The sequence below is a fragment of the Pseudarthrobacter sp. fls2-241-R2A-168 genome (genome assembly GCF_030209335.1).
Taxonomy (GTDB): Bacteria; Actinomycetota; Actinomycetes; order Actinomycetales; family Micrococcaceae; genus Arthrobacter.
Genome location: NZ_JARVSG010000047.1, coordinates 1 through 18,967 on the forward strand (window position 1 = coordinate 1; position 18,967 = coordinate 18,967).

Annotated in this window: 20 protein-coding genes, 1 pseudogene and 1 riboswitch; of the genes and pseudogenes, 11 read left to right on the plus strand and 10 right to left on the minus strand. The window is 65.6% G+C overall.

Annotated elements, in window-relative coordinates; genetic code table 11:
• The 5 genes and pseudogenes from QRN11_RS21010 to QRN11_RS21030 form a co-directional block, all read left to right on the plus strand.
• Positions 1 to 356, plus strand: a pseudogene (locus QRN11_RS21010) (hypothetical protein); the annotation flags it as partial.
• A gap of 334 nt (positions 357 to 690) precedes the next feature.
• Entirely contained in the window at positions 691 to 1,749 is a 1,059-nt protein-coding gene (locus tag QRN11_RS21015; protein WP_285314370.1) for a zinc-dependent alcohol dehydrogenase, read from the plus strand.
• Between the two features lie 2 nt (positions 1,750 to 1,751).
• The gene (locus QRN11_RS21020; RefSeq protein ID WP_285314371.1) at positions 1,752 to 2,150 is read left to right on the plus strand and encodes a 6-pyruvoyl trahydropterin synthase family protein; all 399 of its coding nucleotides are present in this window, start codon (positions 1,752 to 1,754) and stop codon (positions 2,148 to 2,150) included.
• Positions 2,151 to 2,154: 4 nt separating this feature from the next.
• Positions 2,155 to 3,252, plus strand: coding sequence for a glycosyltransferase family 4 protein (locus QRN11_RS21025; RefSeq protein WP_285314372.1), 1,098 nt, complete (start codon positions 2,155 to 2,157; stop codon positions 3,250 to 3,252).
• 64 nt (positions 3,253 to 3,316) lie between these two features.
• Positions 3,317 to 3,667, plus strand: a complete 351-nt coding sequence (locus QRN11_RS21030) for a DUF3846 domain-containing protein (RefSeq protein WP_285314373.1) — start codon at positions 3,317 to 3,319, stop codon at positions 3,665 to 3,667.
• A gap of 26 nt (positions 3,668 to 3,693) precedes the next feature.
• On the opposite strand, the gene QRN11_RS21035 is transcribed toward QRN11_RS21030, so the two are convergent.
• Positions 3,694 to 4,200: a nucleoside deaminase gene (locus QRN11_RS21035; RefSeq protein WP_285314374.1), complete on the minus strand. Its 507-nt coding sequence runs from the start codon at positions 4,198 to 4,200 to the stop codon at positions 3,694 to 3,696.
• Between the two features lie 61 nt (positions 4,201 to 4,261).
• On the opposite strand from QRN11_RS21035, the gene QRN11_RS21040 reads away from it, so the two are divergent.
• The 4 genes from QRN11_RS21040 to QRN11_RS21055 are packed head-to-tail and all read left to right on the plus strand — an operon-like array spanning position 4,262 to position 6,930.
• Positions 4,262 to 5,110, plus strand: coding sequence for a phosphatase PAP2 family protein (locus QRN11_RS21040; protein ID WP_285314375.1), 849 nt, complete (start codon positions 4,262 to 4,264; stop codon positions 5,108 to 5,110).
• 42 nt (positions 5,111 to 5,152) lie between these two features.
• Positions 5,153 to 5,788 (plus strand): uracil phosphoribosyltransferase, encoded by a 636-nt coding sequence (gene upp, locus QRN11_RS21045; RefSeq protein ID WP_285314376.1) that lies wholly within the window; start codon positions 5,153 to 5,155, stop codon positions 5,786 to 5,788.
• Between the two features lie 45 nt (positions 5,789 to 5,833).
• Positions 5,834 to 6,208, plus strand: a complete 375-nt coding sequence (locus QRN11_RS21050; protein ID WP_091422124.1) for a glyoxalase superfamily protein — start codon at positions 5,834 to 5,836, stop codon at positions 6,206 to 6,208.
• 23 nt (positions 6,209 to 6,231) lie between these two features.
• A complete protein-coding gene (locus QRN11_RS21055) occupies positions 6,232 to 6,930 on the plus strand; it encodes an HAD-IA family hydrolase (protein ID WP_285314377.1) in 699 nt (232 codons plus the stop codon).
• Here QRN11_RS21055 and QRN11_RS21060 read toward each other — a convergent pair.
• From QRN11_RS21060 to QRN11_RS21075, 4 genes are all read right to left on the minus strand, one after another.
• Positions 6,911 to 7,354, minus strand: coding sequence for a YdeI/OmpD-associated family protein (locus QRN11_RS21060; RefSeq protein ID WP_285314378.1), 444 nt, complete (start codon positions 7,352 to 7,354; stop codon positions 6,911 to 6,913). The genes QRN11_RS21055 and QRN11_RS21060 overlap by 20 nt on opposite strands.
• A 92-nt stretch (positions 7,355 to 7,446) precedes the next feature.
• Positions 7,447 to 8,196, minus strand: coding sequence for an aggregation-promoting factor C-terminal-like domain-containing protein (locus tag QRN11_RS21065; protein WP_285314379.1), 750 nt, complete (start codon positions 8,194 to 8,196; stop codon positions 7,447 to 7,449).
• A gap of 5 nt (positions 8,197 to 8,201) precedes the next feature.
• Positions 8,202 to 8,363, minus strand: a riboswitch (cyclic di-AMP (ydaO/yuaA leader).
• A gap of 118 nt (positions 8,364 to 8,481) precedes the next feature.
• Entirely contained in the window at positions 8,482 to 9,984 is a 1,503-nt protein-coding gene (locus QRN11_RS21070) for a sensor histidine kinase (protein ID WP_285314380.1), read from the minus strand.
• 5 nt (positions 9,985 to 9,989) lie between these two features.
• Complete coding sequence (locus QRN11_RS21075) at positions 9,990 to 10,730, minus strand: response regulator transcription factor (protein ID WP_285314381.1); 741 nt, start codon at positions 10,728 to 10,730, stop codon at positions 9,990 to 9,992.
• 689 nt (positions 10,731 to 11,419) lie between these two features.
• Between QRN11_RS21075 and QRN11_RS21080 the strand changes: the two genes are divergently transcribed.
• Both QRN11_RS21080 and QRN11_RS21085 read left to right on the plus strand, forming a co-directional pair.
• Positions 11,420 to 12,286, plus strand: coding sequence for a winged helix-turn-helix domain-containing protein (locus QRN11_RS21080; RefSeq protein WP_091422146.1), 867 nt, complete (start codon positions 11,420 to 11,422; stop codon positions 12,284 to 12,286).
• 379 nt (positions 12,287 to 12,665) lie between these two features.
• Positions 12,666 to 13,193: a SixA phosphatase family protein gene (locus QRN11_RS21085; protein WP_285314382.1), complete on the plus strand. Its 528-nt coding sequence runs from the start codon at positions 12,666 to 12,668 to the stop codon at positions 13,191 to 13,193.
• 6 nt (positions 13,194 to 13,199) lie between these two features.
• Here the strand turns inward: QRN11_RS21085 and QRN11_RS21090 are convergent, their stop codons facing one another.
• From QRN11_RS21090 to QRN11_RS21110, 5 genes are all read right to left on the minus strand, one after another.
• Entirely contained in the window at positions 13,200 to 13,850 is a 651-nt protein-coding gene (locus QRN11_RS21090) for a hypothetical protein (RefSeq protein ID WP_285314383.1), read from the minus strand.
• Between the two features lie 17 nt (positions 13,851 to 13,867).
• A complete protein-coding gene (locus QRN11_RS21095; protein WP_091422158.1) occupies positions 13,868 to 14,548 on the minus strand; it encodes a TetR/AcrR family transcriptional regulator in 681 nt (226 codons plus the stop codon).
• Complete coding sequence (locus QRN11_RS21100) at positions 14,545 to 16,581, minus strand: YhgE/Pip domain-containing protein (RefSeq protein WP_285314384.1); 2,037 nt, start codon at positions 16,579 to 16,581, stop codon at positions 14,545 to 14,547. Before QRN11_RS21100 ends, QRN11_RS21095 begins: the two co-directional genes overlap by 4 nt.
• Positions 16,578 to 17,324, minus strand: a complete 747-nt coding sequence (locus tag QRN11_RS21105; protein ID WP_285314385.1) for a sugar ABC transporter ATP-binding protein — start codon at positions 17,322 to 17,324, stop codon at positions 16,578 to 16,580. Before QRN11_RS21105 ends, QRN11_RS21100 begins: the two co-directional genes overlap by 4 nt.
• A 65-nt stretch (positions 17,325 to 17,389) precedes the next feature.
• Complete coding sequence (locus tag QRN11_RS21110) at positions 17,390 to 18,844, minus strand: dihydrolipoyl dehydrogenase family protein (RefSeq protein WP_285314386.1); 1,455 nt, start codon at positions 18,842 to 18,844, stop codon at positions 17,390 to 17,392.
• Between the last annotated feature and the right edge of the window lie 123 nt (positions 18,845 to 18,967).

An 18,967-nucleotide genomic window follows, 5' to 3' on the forward strand; every position in this document is an offset into this window, starting at 1 on the left:
CAACCGAACCACCCGGCTGGATCTCACCCACGGGCCGGCACTACAAAAGCGAACATCAGGACTGGGAACCACCCCACTGGCCAGAACAAGCCGTGCCGGAAAGCATCCGCGCCTTTGACGACCTCCTGGACCTGTGGGAGCCGCCCGATGACCCGTCGGATCTGTGCCCACCATCCGGCGACCCGTTGGAGAAATGGCCACCGCCGGACTACTCAGCTGCCGCTGAATCTTGGCGAAACGAGATTCCCGAAGAGACCTTCGCGGACTGGTTCCTATCGGCAGACACCACCACAGACCCGATCCCGGAAGACCTCTTCCCGGAGATGGCGCATGATGCAAACGCTGGCGTTACGTGAACCGTCGTGGAGGGCTTCGTATTGCTTGAGGCTGCGGAGATGGAGTGCCATCGAATGTGACCCGGGCGAGTGTGTCGGGGACAAAGGTCGTCCGAGTCGAGAGCGCCTTGGAACCCTGCGCGTGCGCTCGGTGTGCCTGGGGAAACAGGAACGTGCGGGTCGAGTATGCCGGGATCGAATGGGGCCGGACCCGAAAGCGCCGTCCGAATCGAGGATCCCGCGAGGGCGGGCCCACCGAGCGTCCAGAGTGTCTGCGGTTAGGAAGCAGCAACGCGGCAATCATTGCTGCCTCAACTTTCCCCAACGCACCAAGGCAGCTAGATTCATCAGCAAGATGACTAATTCACGCGCGCCAAGACATGCAACGGCTTACTGGACAACGGCCCGGGAGCACGGTGAGCTCCGGCCCGAGGAGTTGCCGGCACCCGGAGCAGGTGAGGCCCTGGTTCGTACCTTGTACTCGGGAATCAGCAAAGGCACGGAGATGGTGGTCCACCACGGCTCGGTCCCGCCCCGGGTCGCAGAAAAGATGCGCGCCCCGCATCAGGAGGGGCACTTCCCCGGTCCTGTGAAGTTCGGCTACCTGTCCGTAGGCGTGGTGGAGGAAGGGCCGGCGGAGTGGATCGGCCAGCGCGTGTTCTGCCTGAACCCGCATCAGGACCTGTACGTAGTGGAGTTGGCTGCGCTCACCAAAATTCCGGATGACGTACCGTCCCCGCGCGCGGTCCTCACCGGAACAGTGGAAACAGCCGTTAATGCTCTGTGGGAGGCCGGTCCGCGCCTGGGTGACCGCGTCGCCGTCGTCGGTGCAGGCCTGGTGGGCGGCATGGTTGCTGCCCTGCTGCGGAGCTTTCCCTTGCAGCGCCTCCAGCTCGTGGACCTGGATCCGGGGCGGAAGCAGCTTGCAGACACCGTGGGTGTGGAGTTCGTCCACCCGGACGATGCCCTTGCCGATTGCGACATCGTTTTTCACTGTTCCGCTTCCCAGGAAGGGCTGGAGCGCAGCCTGCAGCTGGTGGGTGATGAAGGCGACGTCATCGAGATGTCCTGGTACGCCAACCGCGAGGTCACCCTCCCGCTGGGAGAAGACTTCCACGCCCGCCGGCTGTCCATCAGGGCCAGCCAGGTAGGAGCAGTGGCGCGGGCGCGGCGGCATCGCAGAACGAACGCCGACCGCCTGGACCTGGCAGTATCACTCCTCGCGGATCCGGTGTTCGATGCCTTCCTGACCGGCTCTTCACCGTTCTCCGAACTGCCCGGCGTGGTGCAGGAACTGGCAGACGGCACGCTGGACGCACTGTGCCACGTCATCGAGTACCCCCAGGACGAAAAATCCCGGGAAGCCCACCCCGAAAACCCCATCCGCGAAGCATCCGCCGAAGACCAGAGGTAGCCATGTTCAACCTGACCGTCCGCCGCCATTTTATGATCGCCCACAGCCTTCCCCGGGAGGCTTTTGGTCCTGCCCAGGCCCTGCATGGGGCAACGTTTGTCGCGGAGGTGGCTTTCCGCCGTCGGACGCTCAGCGACAACGCCATCGTCCTGGACATCGGCGCCGCAGGCACCATCATCGAGGAGGTGCTGGCCGGGCTGAACTACCGGAACCTGGACGAGCACCCTGACTTCGAAGGCAAGCTCAGCACCACCGAGGCCCTGGCGGAATACATCGCGCAGTCCGTGGCGGAAAAGCTGAAGGAAGACGACGACGGCGGCCAGCTCGCCGGAATCGACGTCACCTTACGGGAGAACCCGGACGCCTGGGCAACCTACTCGCTGGACCTTCGCGCCGCCTGAACCCATGCGCTCGCTTCGGCTGCTCGTGCCCGCCAACATCCGCCATAACTCGGGTGGCAACGTCTACAACGCCCGGCTGGTAGCGGGCATGCGGGCTTTGGGTGCCGAAGTGGAAGTGCTCCCGGTGGAAGGCTCCTGGCCGGAGTCCACTGCAAAGGAACGACGGCGGCTGGGCACTATGCTCGGCGCAGGGGAACCTGGCGAGGTGCCCGGGGCAGCCGTGGCAATTGTCGACGGACTGATCGCCATGGGTGCACCTGATTCGCTGGAGTCTGCCGCCAAAGCCGGACGGGAAACCTGGGTACTGGTGCATATGCCGGCGCCGGCAAACTACGATCTCGAGGCCCGGTCGCTTCGCGCGGCTTCGGGAGTCATCTGCACCAGCAGTTGGGCCGCGGACATCCTCGAAAAGCGGCACCACCTGCGGGGACTCCGCGTCGCCCTGCCCGGGACCGACAGGGCGCCGTTGGCGGAAGGCTCGGTTCCGCCGCACATCATTACCGTGGCCGCGCTGTTGCCGAACAAGGACCAGGTGCTGGTGGTCGAAGCCCTGGCCAAAATTAGGGAGCTCGAATGGACCGCATCACTGGTGGGTGCGGTCGAGGCGGACCCGGAATACGCCGGACGTGTGCGTGCAGCCGTCGCCGCTCATGGGCTGGAGAGCCGGGTGCGCATAACCGGTGAACGGAAGGGCCCGGCACTCGAAGCCGAATGGAACCGCGCGGACCTCAGCGTCCTGGTTTCAAAAGCTGAGGCGTTCGGCATGGTGGTCACGGAATCGCTGGCACACGGAATCCCCGCGGTGGTACGGGCTGGAACCGGCGCTGTGGAGGCCCTGGGCTTTGCCGCGCCTGGAGCGGGGAAAAACGGACGGCTGCCGGGAACGGCCGTGAGCTTCCAGGCCAATGATGCTCCCGGGAATCCGGCCCTCCTGGCGGGAGTGCTGCGGGACTGGCTGCAGGACGGCGGCACCAGGGTAGCGTGGCGGGCTTCAGCCCTGGAGACAAGGGACAGGCTGCCCGGATGGGAGCGGCCGGCCCGGCTTGTGCTGGAGGCAGTCACCACCATGGCAGGCTCAGAAACAAGGGACACAGAGCCCTAGGGGCCGCCGATGCAGCGGGAACATCCGATCGCTCACAGCTGTTAAATCAGGTGGAGAAACCATCGTGAACACGGCAAATTACACAGCATTGATCATTCCGGCGAACAGTACGGACCCCCTGCGGCTGGAGCGCCTGGAAGACCTTCCGCGCGACCTGGAACAGCTGGTTGGCGGGCCCGCGGAGGGCATCATCCGGGGAGACTGGCACGTCTACGTGAACGCGGAGGGTCACGCTTCGGGCCTGCTTCCCAACCTCCGCGCAACCCAGCTGCTGAGCGAGTGCGGTGCGGACGGCCACCTTGTACGCGGAACAGCCGTATTTCTGGGCCGGGGCAGGCACTGGGAGGAAGCGGACGTTCCGGAGCACCTGGTCCGGCTGGCGGAGCAACACCTCGGCTTCGCCCGGGCGGCCTGAAAAATCGGGGCTTGAAACCAAGCACCCTAAATCCGCGTTCGGTGCTCCAGGAAAAAGTCCCGCAGCAGCCCGCCGCATTCGGCCTCGCGGACCCCCGCGTACACCTCAACCCAGTGATTGAGCCGGCGTTCGCGGAGGACGTCAAACACCGAACCAGCGGCGCCGGCCTTCTCGTCCCACGCCCCAAAAACCACGCGGGGGATCCGGGCCAGGACAATCGCGCCGGCGCACATGGCGCACGGTTCCAGCGTCACCACCAGGGTGCAGTCCGCCAGCCGCCAGCCGTCTCCGCTTCCGTCGTCGGCCATGGACAGCTCCCGCAACCGGGCAGCGGCCTCCCGGATGGCCACTACCTCTGCGTGGGCGGTGGGGTCTCCCAGCTCCTCCCGCTGGTTCCGTCCAGAACCCAGCACAGCGCCGTCGGGCCCTATCACCACGGCGCCGATCGGCACATCCTCAGTCACCAGAGCACGGCGGGCCTCCGCCAGGGCAAAACCCATCCACACATCGTGATTCTTCTCTGCGGAGACCATGGCTCAATGATAGTTTCAAAGGATATCCGGAGCCCGTGACGTACATCCGCCGGGAGGCATAATGAGCACCGTCCGAGACCGTGTGGACATGTGGATCAAGCCGTATGCGGCACTGTGGCTGACCCTGATCATTGGCGGGGCCCTGGTGCTCACACTGGCCCTGCTCGGAGCCGAGGTCTATGCGAATGTGGTGGATGACGAAGGCTTGGCCAGCCTGGATATTCCTGCCCTGGAATACTCGCAAACCCTGCGGAACCCGGAACTCGATGCCTTCGCCACCGGCTTCACCAACGTGGGCGGCGGAATCGGAATGCCCATCCTCGCCAGCATCCTCACGGCTTGGCTGACCTTCCTGAGCCGGACCTGGCGACCCATCGTCCTGGTGGGCGGGGCGGCGCTCGTCTCCACCACCGCCACCACCTTCGGCAAGCGCCTGGTAGGCAGGACCCGCCCGGACCATTCGGAAGCAGTTCCGCCTTACGAGTCAACGCCGTCCTTCCCCAGCGGCCACACGTTGAATACCACTGTTGTGATCGGGGTGCTGGTCTACATCATGTGCCTGCAGTTCCAGATCCTCTGGGCCAGGATTACAGCCATCACCGCCGGAGTGATCTTCATCATCGCCATGGGCCTGAGCCGGGTCTTTTTGGGGCATCACTGGCTCACGGACGTGATGGCCGGGTGGTTCCTGGGGCTCGCCTGGGTGTGCATGGTGATCCTTGCCCACCGGCTGTTCCATCTGATCCGGAAGCGGGAGCATGCCGGGCCTGCCCCCACGTTCGAGCATCCGGTCATCCGCGAGGACCATTCCGGCGAAGAGCAGCAGGGCGCCGGCACTGCGGCAACGCACGACGGCGGCACTCCAGGAAGGAGCGACGGCGGCCCCCCGCAGCCAGGCGCACGGGGCTGAGGCCAGGGGATGTGCGCAACTACCGGGTGGTAGTTTTGACCCATGCGCACTCTCGTTGTGGACCACCCCCTGGTCGCCCATAAGCTCACCGTCCTGCGGGACAAAAACACTCCGTCCCCGGTCTTCCGGCAGCTGACGGAGGAGTTGGTGACGCTGCTCGCCTACGAGGCCACCCGTGAGGTCCGCACCGAACCCGTCACCATACAAACGCCGGTCAGCACCACCGTGGGAACCGCGTTCACCAAGCCCACCCCGCTGGTGGTGCCTATCCTGCGCGCCGGCTTGGGCATGCTCGAAGGCATGACCAAGCTTGTCCCCACTGCCGAGGTGGGCTTCCTGGGCATGGCCCGCGACGAGGAAACCCTGGACATCATTACCTACGCCGAACGCCTCCCGGAAGACCTCACGGACAGGCAGATCTTTGTCCTGGACCCCATGCTGGCTACTGGCGGGACCCTGCGCGAAGCCATCAAGTTCCTCTTCAAGCGAGGCGCCTCCGACGTGACCTGCATATGCCTGCTGGCCGCCCCGGAAGGCCTGGCCAAGCTGGAAGAGGAACTCTCGGGAGCGAACGTCACCATCGTCCTGGCCTCCATCGACGAAAAGCTCAACGAGAAGTCCTACATCGTTCCCGGGCTCGGGGATGCAGGCGACCGCCTGTACGGCATCGCAGGCTAGCCCACAACCCTTTTCCATTCCCCCTCGCGCCGCTAGCCTGTGCGGATGGACTGGAAACTGGAACTTGTGTTTGTCCCTGTATCGGACGTGGACCGCGCCAAGGATTTCTACGTCAACAAGGTGGGATTCAACCCGGACTTTGATGAGCGTCCCTCGGACTCCATCCGCTTTGTCCAGCTGACCCCCCGCGGCTCGGCCTGCTCGATCTGCATTGGGGAAGGGCTTACGGACGCGCCTCCCGGCTCCGGGTCGAACCTCCAACTGGTGGTCAACGATATCCACGCGGCCCACAAGCACCTGAAGGACAACGGAGTGGACGTCAGCGACGTGGACGTGCAGGAATGGGGCCACTTCGTGTACTTTGCCGATCCCGACGGCAACAAGTGGGCGGTCCAGTACATCCCGGGCCGCGAAAGCTGAGATCTACCGGCAGAATGGGAACTATGGCTGCCTCCACCCCTGCTGGAACCTCCACCCCTGCTGGAATCCGGAACCTGACGTGCCGCGCCGTGCTCTTTGACATGGACGGCACCCTGGTGGATTCGACCGCGGTGGTGGAGCAGGTCTGGGGTGAATTCGCCGCGCGCTACGGGCTGGACCTGGAGGAGATTCTCCGCACCTCGCACGGCGTCCAGGCACGCGATACTGTCACCCGGTTTGCTCCTGAGGGTGCTGACGTGCCGGCACTGACGGCCGAACTCGGGGCGATGGAACGCGTCCGGACCGAAGGGATTGTGGCCCTGCCCGGTGCTGCCCGGTTGCTGGCAGCCCTGCCGGCGGACGCCGTCGCCCTGGTCACGTCCGCTGACCTCGTCCTGGCTGGCATCCGAATGGAAGCAGCCGGCCTGCCCATGCCGGCCGTAGCAGTCACAGCTGAACGGGTGACCCGCGGCAAGCCCGATCCGGAGGGATACCTGAAGGCCGCCGCCAACCTTGGCGTGGACCCGGCGGACGCCGTGGTGTTCGAAGACGCTCCAGCAGGAATCGCCGCAGGGGTGGCCGCCGGAATCCGCACGGTGGCCGTGGGACCCAACACCGGCCCGCTGCCCGCAGGCGTCCTGCACGTAGCGGATTACAGTGCTGTCACCGTCCGGACGAGTCAGGACGAGGCGGGCCGGACAGTCATTTCTTTCCGGCTTTAAGGTCGGCTACCACCTTGGCGATACGCCGCGACCGCGTTTCCGGCGTCTTGGCGTCGGCCAGCGGCTCCACGTACCGTCGCTGGGCGCTGTAGCTCAGCGTCGCGTAGAACTGCAGGGCGGCCGGTTCCGCCGCCATCGCAGCGGCAAGGTCTTCGGGGACTTCAACCACGCGGGGTTGGGTGTCGAGCTCGATGACCACGTCAACTGTGTCCCCAGCCGAAACGCCAACGAATTCGCGGTTGGCTGCGCTGAGCGAAATGAGGTTCTGGCCACCCATCACCGCGATGCTGCTGCGGTAGCTCCTGCCGTTGATGGTCACCACTACGGGCGGCCGTTTGCCCGCGTCCAAGGCCGCGAGGACCTCATCGGGAACTTCGATGCCGGTCTTGTTTCCGCTGCCTTGGATGGTGGTGGTGAACTTCATGGGTCACAGTATGCCGGGCCTTTTGCCACTCCCACGGATACGGCGCGCGCCATGGGGCATTGATCACCGAGTGCTCGGTACCAGTTGTGGACTCAGTACCAGTTGTGGGAGAGGTGGAAATTCAGCGCACCACACGGGGACTGGTAGCGCTCCTGGATGTAGTTCAGGCCCCAGTTGATCTGCGTACGGTAGTTCGTCAGGTAGTCCGGACCGGCGCTGGCCATCTTTTCAGCAGGCAGGGACTGGACGATGCCGTACGCGCCGCTGCTGGCGTTTGTAGCCGTGGTGGTCCAGTCGGATTCCTTGTCCCACAGGGTTACCAAGCACTGCATCTGGTCCGGCGCCCAGCCGTAGCTGGCAAGCTGCCCGGCGGCGTAAGCCTGGGCGCCGGCGGGGTCGTTGACCGCGACGGCGGGGGCCGGCTCAGGTGCGGGGGCCGGCTCAGGAGCGGCAGCAGGAGCCGCGGCCGGCTCGGGAGCCGGTGCCGGTGCCGCTTCGGCTGCGGGCGCTGATGCCGGTTCGGCAGCGGGTGCCGGTGCGGGCTCTGCCGCCTGCGGGGCCACGGCAATCTCCTCAGCAGCGGGGGCCGGTGCCGGGTTGGCCCGGATTTCGCTCTTTTCGATGCTGAGGTTGGACTGGGCCTCGGCGGCCTGGGTTTCGGTGGCGGCAACCCTGATGCTTGACTCGGTAGCCTGTCCGGCCGCCCCGACTCCTACCAGGAGTGCAGCGGATGCGGCGAAGACAGCGGCGCGCTTGCCGATGAAGGGAAACTTGCCGGCTTTGCGTCCGGCGTGGGGTGCAGACCCGGATTTCGGGCGCGGTTTAACCAGGAATTTGGACATGATGAATCGCCTCTCACACCTGCGGAGTTAGCTGTCGGGTTCGGATGAGGGCATCCGGCCGCACGGAAAAATTCACGTGCGTGCTTAACCCCAAGGGCACTCATTGCCCGGGACGGTGGGTCCCCCGCCTCTGCCGTTGCTCAAGCGGAATCCGGGAAGCGGCAGAGCTTGGCGTCATCCGGATATGGGTTCCCGATCAGGAACCTCACCCAATCGACGGTACAGGAGTCCGGCGCTTAAGTCACATTTTGGTAACAGAGATCACGACGGCGGCGCGTCGCTTTGCTACGAAAGCGAATGAAGGGGGAGCTGCAGGGCAAACTGGGTGCGCCCTGGCTGTGACGTCACCGTTACCCTGCCGCCGTGGGCCTCGACGATGGATTCCACGATGGACAAGCCCAGCCCGCTGGTGCCTTCGGCAACGGCGGCCCCGGACTGGCCGGACGCGCCCTTCCGGGCCGCGTCTGCGCGGGCGAAGCGCGAGAAGACGTGGTCCACGAACTCCGCAGGGATCCCGCCGCCGTCGTCCGTTACCGTTACTACCGCCGCGCCCTCAGACGACGTGCACACCCCGGTGACCACAGTGGTTCCGGCGGGAGTGTGTTTGCGTGCGTTGGAGAGCAGGTTCATCAGGACCTGGCGCAGCTGAGAGGCATCGCCGTTGACCACCACGGGCTCCTCGGGAAGCTCCAGCCGCCAGTTGTGGCCCGGGGCCATCACCTTTTCGTCGCTGACGCCCTCGATCACAAGCTGCGTGAGATCCACCCCGCTGAGCTTGAGCGGCTGGCCCTCATCGAGCCGGGCCAGCAGCAGCAGGTCTTCCACCAGGGCGGTCATGCGCTCAGACTGGCTCTGCACGCGCGCCAGCGACTTTTCGCCGTCGGGGGTGAAGTTCTCGGTCATCCGCATCAGTTCCGTGTAGCCGCGGATGGCCGTGAGGGGAGTACGCAGCTCGTGCGAGGCATCGGCCACAAACTGCCGCACCTTGGTTTCGCTCTTCTGCCGCGCCTGCAGCGCGTTGGCCACGTTGTCCAGCATGAGGTTGAGCGCGTGGCCCACGCTGCCCACTTCCGTTCCAGGGTTGGAGTTCGACGGCGGGACGCGCACCGCGAGTGCCACCTCGCCGGCGTCCAGCGGCAGCTGCGAAACGCGCGTGGCCACCTCTGACAGCTGCTCGAGCGGCTTCATGGTGCGCCGGATCAGCACTGTTCCTGCCAGCCCGATCAGCAGCAGACCGCCCAGGGATACGAACACAAAGGTCCAAACGAGGGAAGTGAGCGTACTTTCCTTGCCAGCGAGGGGGAGCCCGGTCACCAACACGTCGCCGAAGTCCGTCTTCGCGGCTGTCAACCGGTAGTCGCCGTTGGAGAGGGTGCGGTCCACCGGCTGTGCATCTGTGGCCAAAGCCAGCAGGGCCTGCTTGTCCTCGGCGGACAGTGGCGAGCGGGTGGTGTCCGAGGCCAGGAACCCGGCGCTGTTGACTTGTCCGTTGAGGATGCGGGCGTTCAGGGTGCCCACACTCTGGCCGCGGGCGTCCAGTGGATCCCGGCCTTTGAAGCCGCCCATGGGAGGCCGGCCCGGATCGTTCGACCGCTCCGCCGCCTGGCTGAGCTGGTCATCAAGCTGGCGGGTGAGGAACGCGTCCATGGAGGCGTAGCTGACCACACCCACGGCGCCGCAGATGGCGATCAGCAGGGTCATGGCAAGGAGGATGAGGCGGGTGCGCAGGTGCCAGGTGTTCGGCTTCAGCCAGCTCCGGCGCTGGGACGCAGCCTGTTGTAAGGCCATGGCGCCTACTCCGCTGGCTTGATGACGTATCCGGCCCCGCGCACCGTGTGGATCATGGGCGGATGCACCGCATCCACCTTCTTGCGCAGGTAGGAGATGTACAGCTCCACGATGTTGGCCTGGCCACCGAAGTCGTAATCCCAGACCCGGTCCAGGATCTGCGCCTTACTTATGACCCGCTTGGGGTTTTCCATCAGGTAACGGAGCAATGCGAATTGGGTGGCTGTGAGCTGGAGTTCCTCGCCCGCCCGGCTCACCTCGCGGGTGTCGATGTTCAGGACGAGGTCGCCCACCACCAGCTCAGCCGTATCCATGGCGGCCACCCCGGAACGCTGGACCAGGCGGTGCAGCCGCAGGAGGACTTCCTCCATGCTGAACGGCTTGGTGACGTAATCGTCACCGCCGGCTGCCAGGCCCACGATCCGGTCCTGCACTGCGTCCTTGGCTGTCAGGAACAGTGCCGGGACCTCGGGTGCGAAGGTGCGGATCCTTCCCAGCAGCTCAACGCCGTCGAATCCGGGCAGCATAACGTCCAGGACCAGGACGTCCGGGCGGAAGTCCTTGGCAAGCTTCACTGCTTCCGGCCCGTCCGCTGCCACAGCAACGGACCAGCCGGCCATGCGCAGGCCCATGCTCATGAGTTCTGAGAGGCTCGGCTCGTCATCAACCACCAGCGCGCGGATGGGGGATCCGTCGGGGTGGGAGAGCTGGGGAAGGTTGTTTGTCATGGAGTGCGGTGTGGCCATGGGACAACTCTCCGGTCACTCGTTGAGCCGGGGCTTTGGGATTCCTGTGTCCCGGCTGTGAATCCCAGCCTAGCCAGCTGGATGTGGAAGTGATGCTGCGGTAGGACAGTGCGTGGGGCGGGCAGAGACTTTGAAACTCTTCTTTGGAGGCATTCCCGGGTCTCCCCTGGAAAGATGGGACAAATTTTCTTCGCGGGGACGGCGCGCCACTGGACAAGAACCATCGCTGGCCTGCCGATTTTGGTATTCCACATGCACTTGAACAAAAGGGGGCAAACCGGACGCCGGTCCGAATTAAGTTCCCTAAAACGGCAGCTGGGGGACCGGGAGCTGGATAATGAATGACGTTCTGCCAGCACGCCAGAATGGTGATCTACACCACAAAGCCGGATTCTGTCTCATAATGCGGACTGATCGGTCCATTGTTACTTGCAAGTTAGCATTGTTACGCTGCACACTCTCATTGTGAACAAGAACTCAACAGCACCTGCAGCCGCAGACTATTGGCCCAGCACATCCGCTGCTGCCGACATGCGCTGTTGTCGAATGTACGCCTGACCTTCCCACCCCTCGAAGTTCTCCAGGCATTCGCCCCCCAGCCCAGCGTCGGGCGTCCCTCCCCAGTTTTCAGTGCGGGGAACCCAGCATTCGAGCCGTGATGACGGCCATTCACATTGAGGTAAGCATCCATGTCAGTTGCATCCGGATACGTCCACATTTCTGTCCGTAACGCCGCCAAGGCCGGCCAGCCCTCCGGCCTCCGCCCCGGCTTCGCCCCGCGCCCATCGCTCGCACCCTCAGCTCCCGGAAGCAGCTTCCCCGCCTCTGGCTATGCACCCCAGGGCTACAACCCCAACTCTTACGGCCAGCTCCGCGCAGTAACCCCGGCCGAGTCCGCGCCGGTGACCGCTCCCACGCCCGTCGTGGCCGGACCCAACACGGTCCGTCCGGTCGCCAACGACAATGTTGCCCGCGGCTTCGTCCTCTACATGGGCATCGACGAGGAAACCGCTGCCGCCGCAGGTACCTCCATCGCCAAGCTCGCACAGGAGATCCGCGCCTACGCCCAGTCCCTGGTGTCCGGTGCCGAGAGCTACGCCGCGGTTGCAGTGGCCCCCGCCGGAACGCCCGGCTCGGCGCTCGACGTCGTCCGTTCCACCTTCGGTGACCCCACCGTCAACACCCGGCAGCGCACCGAAACCCCCCGGCCGCAGCAGCCGCAGGAACCGCGCCCCTCCGGCGTCCTGATCGACCTTGCCCGCCGCGAAGTACACCTCGACGGCGAATCCCTGAACCTGACCTTCAAGGAGTTCGAGCTCCTGAACTACCTCGTGGAGAACGGCACCCGTACCGTGGGCCGCGACGAGCTGCTTGAAGGCCTGTGGCGCAACGCCGAAGAAGTGCCCAACGAGCGCACCATCGACGTCCACATCCGCCGCCTCCGCTCCAAGCTTGGCCGTCTCGCCAACACCGTGCGCACCGTCCGCGGCCAGGGCTACCGGTTCTACGAGCACCCCGAGGTTGTTGTCTGGGCCGCTCCGGAATACTCGATCTAACTCTTACTCTGAAGCGCCTGTCCCGCTTGGGCGGGCGCTTCCGCTTTCGCGGCACGATCCCTCGGCGCCTGCGCTCGTCCCGCCCCACCGCCTCCCTCGCCTCGCAAGCTCGGCCAGGGAACCCGGGCGGCGGGGGCCCAGCGACAACGGCGCTTTCGGGATGTCCCGCCTTTGGCGTTCACCCAGACTCTCCGAGCATTAGGCCTCCGCGGCTGGTTTAAGGCTGGTCGCGTGTCACCACGAGCATGCTTTTGTGGGCTTGATCTTGGCTGAGGCCTGATGCGGCGCGGATCTTGGTCGCGTTGGCAGCCAAATGCGTGCTTGGCGTGACGTTGTGCGGCTGGACGGCGGCTGGTTTTGCTGGCTATAGGCTTGGGCCATGAGTGAGCACCATCTTCGACGCCTTGTGATTATGCGCCATGCAAAGGCGGACTGGCCGGGCGGGGTTGCTGACCACGAGCGCCCCTTGGAAGAACGGGGCCATCGTGAGGCACCGCTGGCCGGGCGCTGGCTGCTCAAGCACAACATCGTTCCCGACTTCATCCTGTGCTCCAGCGCCCTCCGCACCCGGCAAACCTGCACCTGGGTATGCTCCGAGCTGGGGGACAAGGCGCCCACGCCCAAACTTGAGGACGGGCTGTATGCGGCTTCTGCGCTCCGCATGCTCACCGTGGTCAATCATGTACCGGACACTGTCACCACATTGATGCTGATCGCGCACCTGCCTGGCGTGCAGGACCTTGCCATGCACCTGGCCTCACGCGACTCCGATCACGACGCCTACATGGACGCCGCCACAAGGTTCCCCACCAGCGCGCTCACCGTCCTCGAAACCGAGAAATCGTGGGCGGAGCTGGACGGCCAGGACGCGCGGATCACAAAATTCAAGGTGCCGCGGCCGCACTGAGGCCGGTTACTTCTTCGGGGCAGGACGCCGCGCAGGCTGCGGCACAGAACCCTGCCGCGCCGCACTCTGCCGCGTGGAACTCTGCCTGGGGACACTTTGTCTCTGGGGCACCTGCCGGGCGGACGACGTCGGCTGCCGCACAGGGGTGCGTCCCGCAGAGGAGGTGCGTGGCGGCGCTGCTCCTGCCGCGCCCTGGCGCCGGGCAGGCGCCTGTCCGCGCGCACCGTTTGCGGGCCGGGAGGAGGCCCGTGCGGAAGCAGCCCGCTCGGGCGGACGCTGGTGTCCCGGCCACGCCGCCCCGAGGAACAGTGCGGCAAGGGCCGTCAACAGCGAGAGGGCGGCCAGGAAGAAGTAGTTGTCGGGGTCGTCCGTGGGAAGCGGGGTACCAAAAATCGAAGATTCATCGGTGAACGCCAGCTCCCACGTGCTCAGGAAAGCTAGCGAACCTGCCAGGGCCAGGCTCGTGGACAGGCCGGCGATCGCCAGCATCACGTACCGCCGCCGCCGGAGGACCTCCATGATGCAGGCAAGGTAGGCCAGGGCCAGCATTCCAAGGAATGCCAGGAAAACAGGCTCGGCCAGCGTCATGCCTGTCAGGACCAGGAGCCCCGCAGCCACGAGGCCACAGATGACCGCAAACTTTCCGCTGTTCCCCATATGACGCATATGCACCATCATCCCCGAGGCGGGGTCTCCCTCAGCACGTAGCCGCGCATGATGGCCATGATTGCCGCAACGCTTTGGTCACGGGTCCGTTCCGGGTTGTACGTCTGCCGGTCCAGCCCCACCACAAAGCAGGCGCCAAAGATGGCTGTCTCCAGGCTGCCGCGCGAGACTGATGGATCCACCGGGTAGACCCTGGCCACCCTTTCCACTGCCTCGCCGATGACCTGCAGGAGTTCAGCGCGCAGGAGGGTGAAGGTTCCCTGCCATTCGCTGGGCGTCCGCCAGTTTTCGCTGACCCACAGGCGGGCGAAGGAAGGGTATTCCGCCATGAAATCCATGGCCTGGCCAATCATGGCTTCCATGGCCAGCAGGGGATCCCCAGCCGCTGTATCCGCCTCTTCCGGCGCGCCCAGCAGGCGGCCTTTGAGGATATCGACGCCGTGCCGCAGGAGCTGGGCGATGAGGTCCGATTTGCTGCCGAAGTTGTAGTAGACCGTTCCCTTGGAAACGCCTGCCGCTGCGGCAATTTCATCAACGGTCACACCCGCCGCCCCGCGCTCACCGATCAGTTCCATCGAGGCGTCGAAGAGCTTCTGCCGGGTGGCTGTGGTCCGGGCGGGACGCAGTTTTTTCGCAGCTCCCGGTTCGGCTTCCTCCCGGGCCGCCGACTCCGGCTGCATGGAAGTCATACCGCGATCTCCGGTTGGAGCGTCTTCAGTGTCCAGAGCTTGCCCTTTCGGACTGCAAGCGTGGACATGGCCAGGCCCAATGCCGTGTAACCCAGCAGCCCCAGGACGGTGGGGAGGATCATCGACAGGTCGGCACCATAGATCAGGTGCCGCATCCCCGTCACCACGTAGCCCATGGGCAGGATCTCATGCACCACGTGCAGTGGCTGCGGAGTCGTCTGCCAGGGGAACGTGCCGCCCGAGGAAACCAGCTGCAGCACCAGCAGGATCAGGACCACCAGTTTTCCGGGGGAACCAAGCAGCGCCACGATTCCCTGGATGATCGCGCTGAAGGCCATGGCCGCCGCCAGCATAAAGAGCCACATCAGGACCGGGTGTGCGGCATGCAGGCCCAGTGCGAGGTTAACCACCAAGGTGAGGAGGGTGGCCTGCACAACGGAGACCGCGAAGAAGGGCAGCCAGCCGCCCAGGGCGATCTTCCACGACCCGGCATTGGAGGCCAGCGCCCTCTGCGTGAGCGGCCGCATGGCCTGGACCAGCATAAAAACGCCGATCCACAGGGCAAGGGTCAGGAAGAAGGGGGCCAGCCCGGCGCCGTAGGATCCTGCCTTCGCCTGCGACACGTTGCTGACGGCCACCGGATCCGCGATCACCCGGGACAGGTTGCTCTTCTGTTCATCGTCAGGGTTGGGAACCTGCCCCGCACCCTTGCCGATTTCGTCCGCCAGGGTCCTCGAGCCGTCAGCGGCTGTGCCCGCCCCCTGTTCGAGCTGTGCCACGCCGTCGTCCACCTTATGGGCCCCCTGGTCCAAGGCGGCGGCGCCGTCCACGGCTGCCTGCTCGCCGGTGGCCAGCGCTGCCGCCCCGGTGTGGAGCTGGTCGGCGCCCCCTGAGGCCTGCCCTATGGCTTCCTTCAATGCCGGGGTGGCTGCGGCAAGCTGCGCTGCGCCCACGCTGACGGCCTCGGAACCGTCCGCCAGTTGCTGGATCTGGGCAGCGTCCGTTTGGACCTTTGCCTTTGCGGCCGTGACCGGGTTCGAGGCAGCCACGGCGTCGAAATCGGCCAGGATGCTGTCCGCCTGGGCCTGGGTGAGTACGCCGGAGGCAATGAGTCTGTTGTTCGACTCCACCACGCGGGTCCGGAGGCCCTGGTCGGCTGCCTCCAGCTGCGCTGCGACGTCCTGGACCTTGGTATTCAGCTGCGCGTTTCCGGCGGCCACCTGCGCGGCACCGGCTGCCAGCGTCTGCGTGTCGCTGGGCAACGTTGCCGTCTTGTCCTTGAGGACGGACAACCCGCTGCTCAGCTGGCCTGCGCCGTCGGTCAGCTGGTTGGCTCCGTCGCGCAGCTTGAGCTGGCCCGCGTAGAGCTCGTCGGCCCCGCTGGCCAGGCTTGTGGTTCCCTCGTGCAGGGTGGCGGTTCCGTCCCGGAGGGCAGCTACGCCGTTGGCAACCTGGCCTGCGCCGTCTGCCGCTTTGACCATCTGGGTGTGGATGGTGCCAAAGCCGGTGAGCAGCTGGTTGGCGGTCTCTTCGCCAACGTCTGCGGCAACAGTGCTGTGCACGGAGGTGGTCAGCTTGTCCACGATGGTGCTCAGCAGGTAGTTGTTGGCATCGTTGGTGGTGACGTTCAGCATGGCCTGGCTGGCGGAATCAAAGCTGCCGGGGGACACGAGGTGGGCGGAAAAGTCCTCCGGAATCTTCAGCGCGAAGGCGTACTTGCCGCTGCTGACTCCCGCATCGGCCTCCTGCCCGCTGGACACCGGGATCCAATGGAAAACATTGCCCTCCACGAGGCTGTCGGCCACCTTCGTGCCGGCCTGGAGTCCGGTGCCGTCGCTGGCGGTGGCGCCGGCGTCCTCCACTACCAGGGCCGCGTCGATCTGGTCCAGGTTGCCGTATGGATCCCAGTTGGCGTAGAGGTATACGGCGCCGTACAGCAGGGGAACCATGGTGAGGGCGAGGATGGTCAGCTTGGGCAGCAGCCCGCCGGTCATCCGCTTCAGTTCTGAGCGGGCCAGCCGCAGTACAGTCACTTGGCATCCTCGATCTCGAAATCAATGTCCCGGGCAACCATGTGGCCCTCCGGCACTGCGTGGCTTGTGTTGTGGGGTTCTCCGGGCGCCACCGTTTCCTCCCGCAGCGCTTCTGCTTGGGTTTCCGCATTGCCGATGCTGGCGAAAGAGCCGGACCACGACGGCGGCAGGGCGGCCACGGTGGCCACGACGGCCAGCGGCCTCCCGGCGTCGGACGCCATCTGCTCAAGGCGGGGGAGCCAATTAGCGGTGTCTGCAGTGTGCCGGTCGGGGGAGTCGACCACGAGCAGGTCAGTGTGCGGGTTGGCCAGCGCCAGGGCCGTCAGGAGTTCCAGCCTGCGCAAGGGGTCCAGCTGCTCGATCCACAGGTCCGCGATGTCCTCGAAGCTGTTCACTTTGAGCCACGGGTTGCTGAGCAGGGCGCCCCGGTAGCGGCGGGGAATCAGTGCCAGGTCCTCGGTCACCAGGTCACGGACGCTGAGGTGGCGCTCGGGCTCATTGACGCCGGGGGCATCGACAAGAGCGCTGGCCATCCGCACACGCCTGGTTCCGCCGTTTCCGTCCCAGCTGATGCTGCCGCCGGTGGGTTTCATCCGTCCGCTGAGTACCAGTGCCAGGGCGGTGCGCTGGTCCTGCCGTTCGCCGGATACGAGGACCAGTTCGCCCCTTTGGACGTGGAGCGATGTATCCGGAAGCAGGGGGTCGCGGCGGCCGCGGACATGGAGCTGTTGAGCTGAGAGCAAGGAAAGCCTTTCACAGACGGTTGCTCCATCCAGTGTATCTAAACTGACCGGTCAGTTCAAATAACTCAAAGCCCGTACTTTTCCAGCAGGCGCAGCCAGACCTCGCTGACGGTGGGGTAGGAAGGAACGGCATGCCACAGCCGGTCCAGCGGCACCCCGCCCACCACCGCGATGGTTGCCGCGTGCAGGAGCTCCGCTACATCCGGCCCGGCGAAGGTGGCTCCGAGCAGGACCTTCCGGTCCTCGTCAATGACCAGCTGGGCCCAGCCCTCATAGTTTTCGGAATGCAGTGAGGATCCGGCCACCTGGATGGGAAGTTCCACCGAGGAAGCGTTGTAGCCGTCCTTCCGCGCAGCTTCCAGGGTGCGGCCCACGGCGGCGAGTTCGGGGTCGGTGAAGACAACGCCGGGTACGGCGTGCTCGTTGGCGGTCTGGGCGAAGCGGCTCCAGGCCGTGGCGGCGCCGGACAATTCCCCCTTGGCGCGCGCGGCGATGGCGTCTCCGGTGGCCCTGGCCTCGTACTTGCCCTGGTGGGTGTACAGGTTCTTGCCGGCGGCATCCCCCACGGCATAGAGCCACGGTTCGGCTCCGGGAGCCCCGTTGACCAGTCCGGAGTTATCAGTGGTGAGCTTCAGGTGGCCGGCTTCGTCAGGCTCAAAGCCCACACTTTCCAGTCCGAGACCTTCCAGGGCCGGATGGCGGCCGGTGGCCACCAGGACCTGGTCTGCCGCCACGCTGGAACCGTCGGCGAATTGCAGCCTGACGGTGCCGTCGTCGTTCTCGCTGATGCTGTCTGTGGAAGTGTTGAGCCGGATCTCCACGCCGTCCGCACGCAGCCCTGCTGCTACAAGGCTCGCAGCCTCCGCCGGGAAGTTCTTCAGCAGCCCACTGCGCGCCACCAGCGTCACGGTGGAACCGAGCCGGGCAAAGGCCTGTGCCAGTTCGGTGCCGGCGACGCCGCCGCCGAGCACTATGAGACGGTCCGGAACCTCCTTGGCGGAGGTGGCTTCCCGGGTTCCCCACACCTGCACGTCCTGAAGTCCCTTGATGGGGGGAGTATTGGGTGCGGAGCCGGTGGCCAGCACCACCGCATGACGTGCCTGGAGTTGGTAGGAGTTGCCGTCCAGCCCGGCCACCTCTACTGATTTGGGCGCCGTGAGCCAGGCGTGGCCGCGGATGAGCTCAATGCCCGTATCGTCCAACCACTTCACCTGGCCGTCATCCTGCCAGTTGGACGTCATGTAGTCCCGGTATTTGAGGACGGCTGCAGCATCGAGGGTGCGGGTGACGGCTTCCTTGGCCCCCGGTAACGTCTGGGCCCCATGGAGCGCTGTGCCGGGACGGAGCAAGGCCTTTGACGGCATGCAGGCCCAGTAGGAGCACTCGCCGCCCACCAGTTCCGCCTCCACTACCACCGCTGTGAGGCCACCCTGGACCACCCGGTCCGCCACGTTTTCCCCCACGGCGCCGGCGCCGATCACCACAACATCGAACTCACGCAGTACTGCCTCGGGCATCATGGGGAAAGCCTACGCCGGGGATCCGACAATGCAGGCCGCTGGGGGCAGCGTTCGAGGCCGCGTGCAGGCAGAGGGGGAGAGTTCCGGCGCAAAGCAAAAGGTCCGCACCGGCGAACCGGTGCG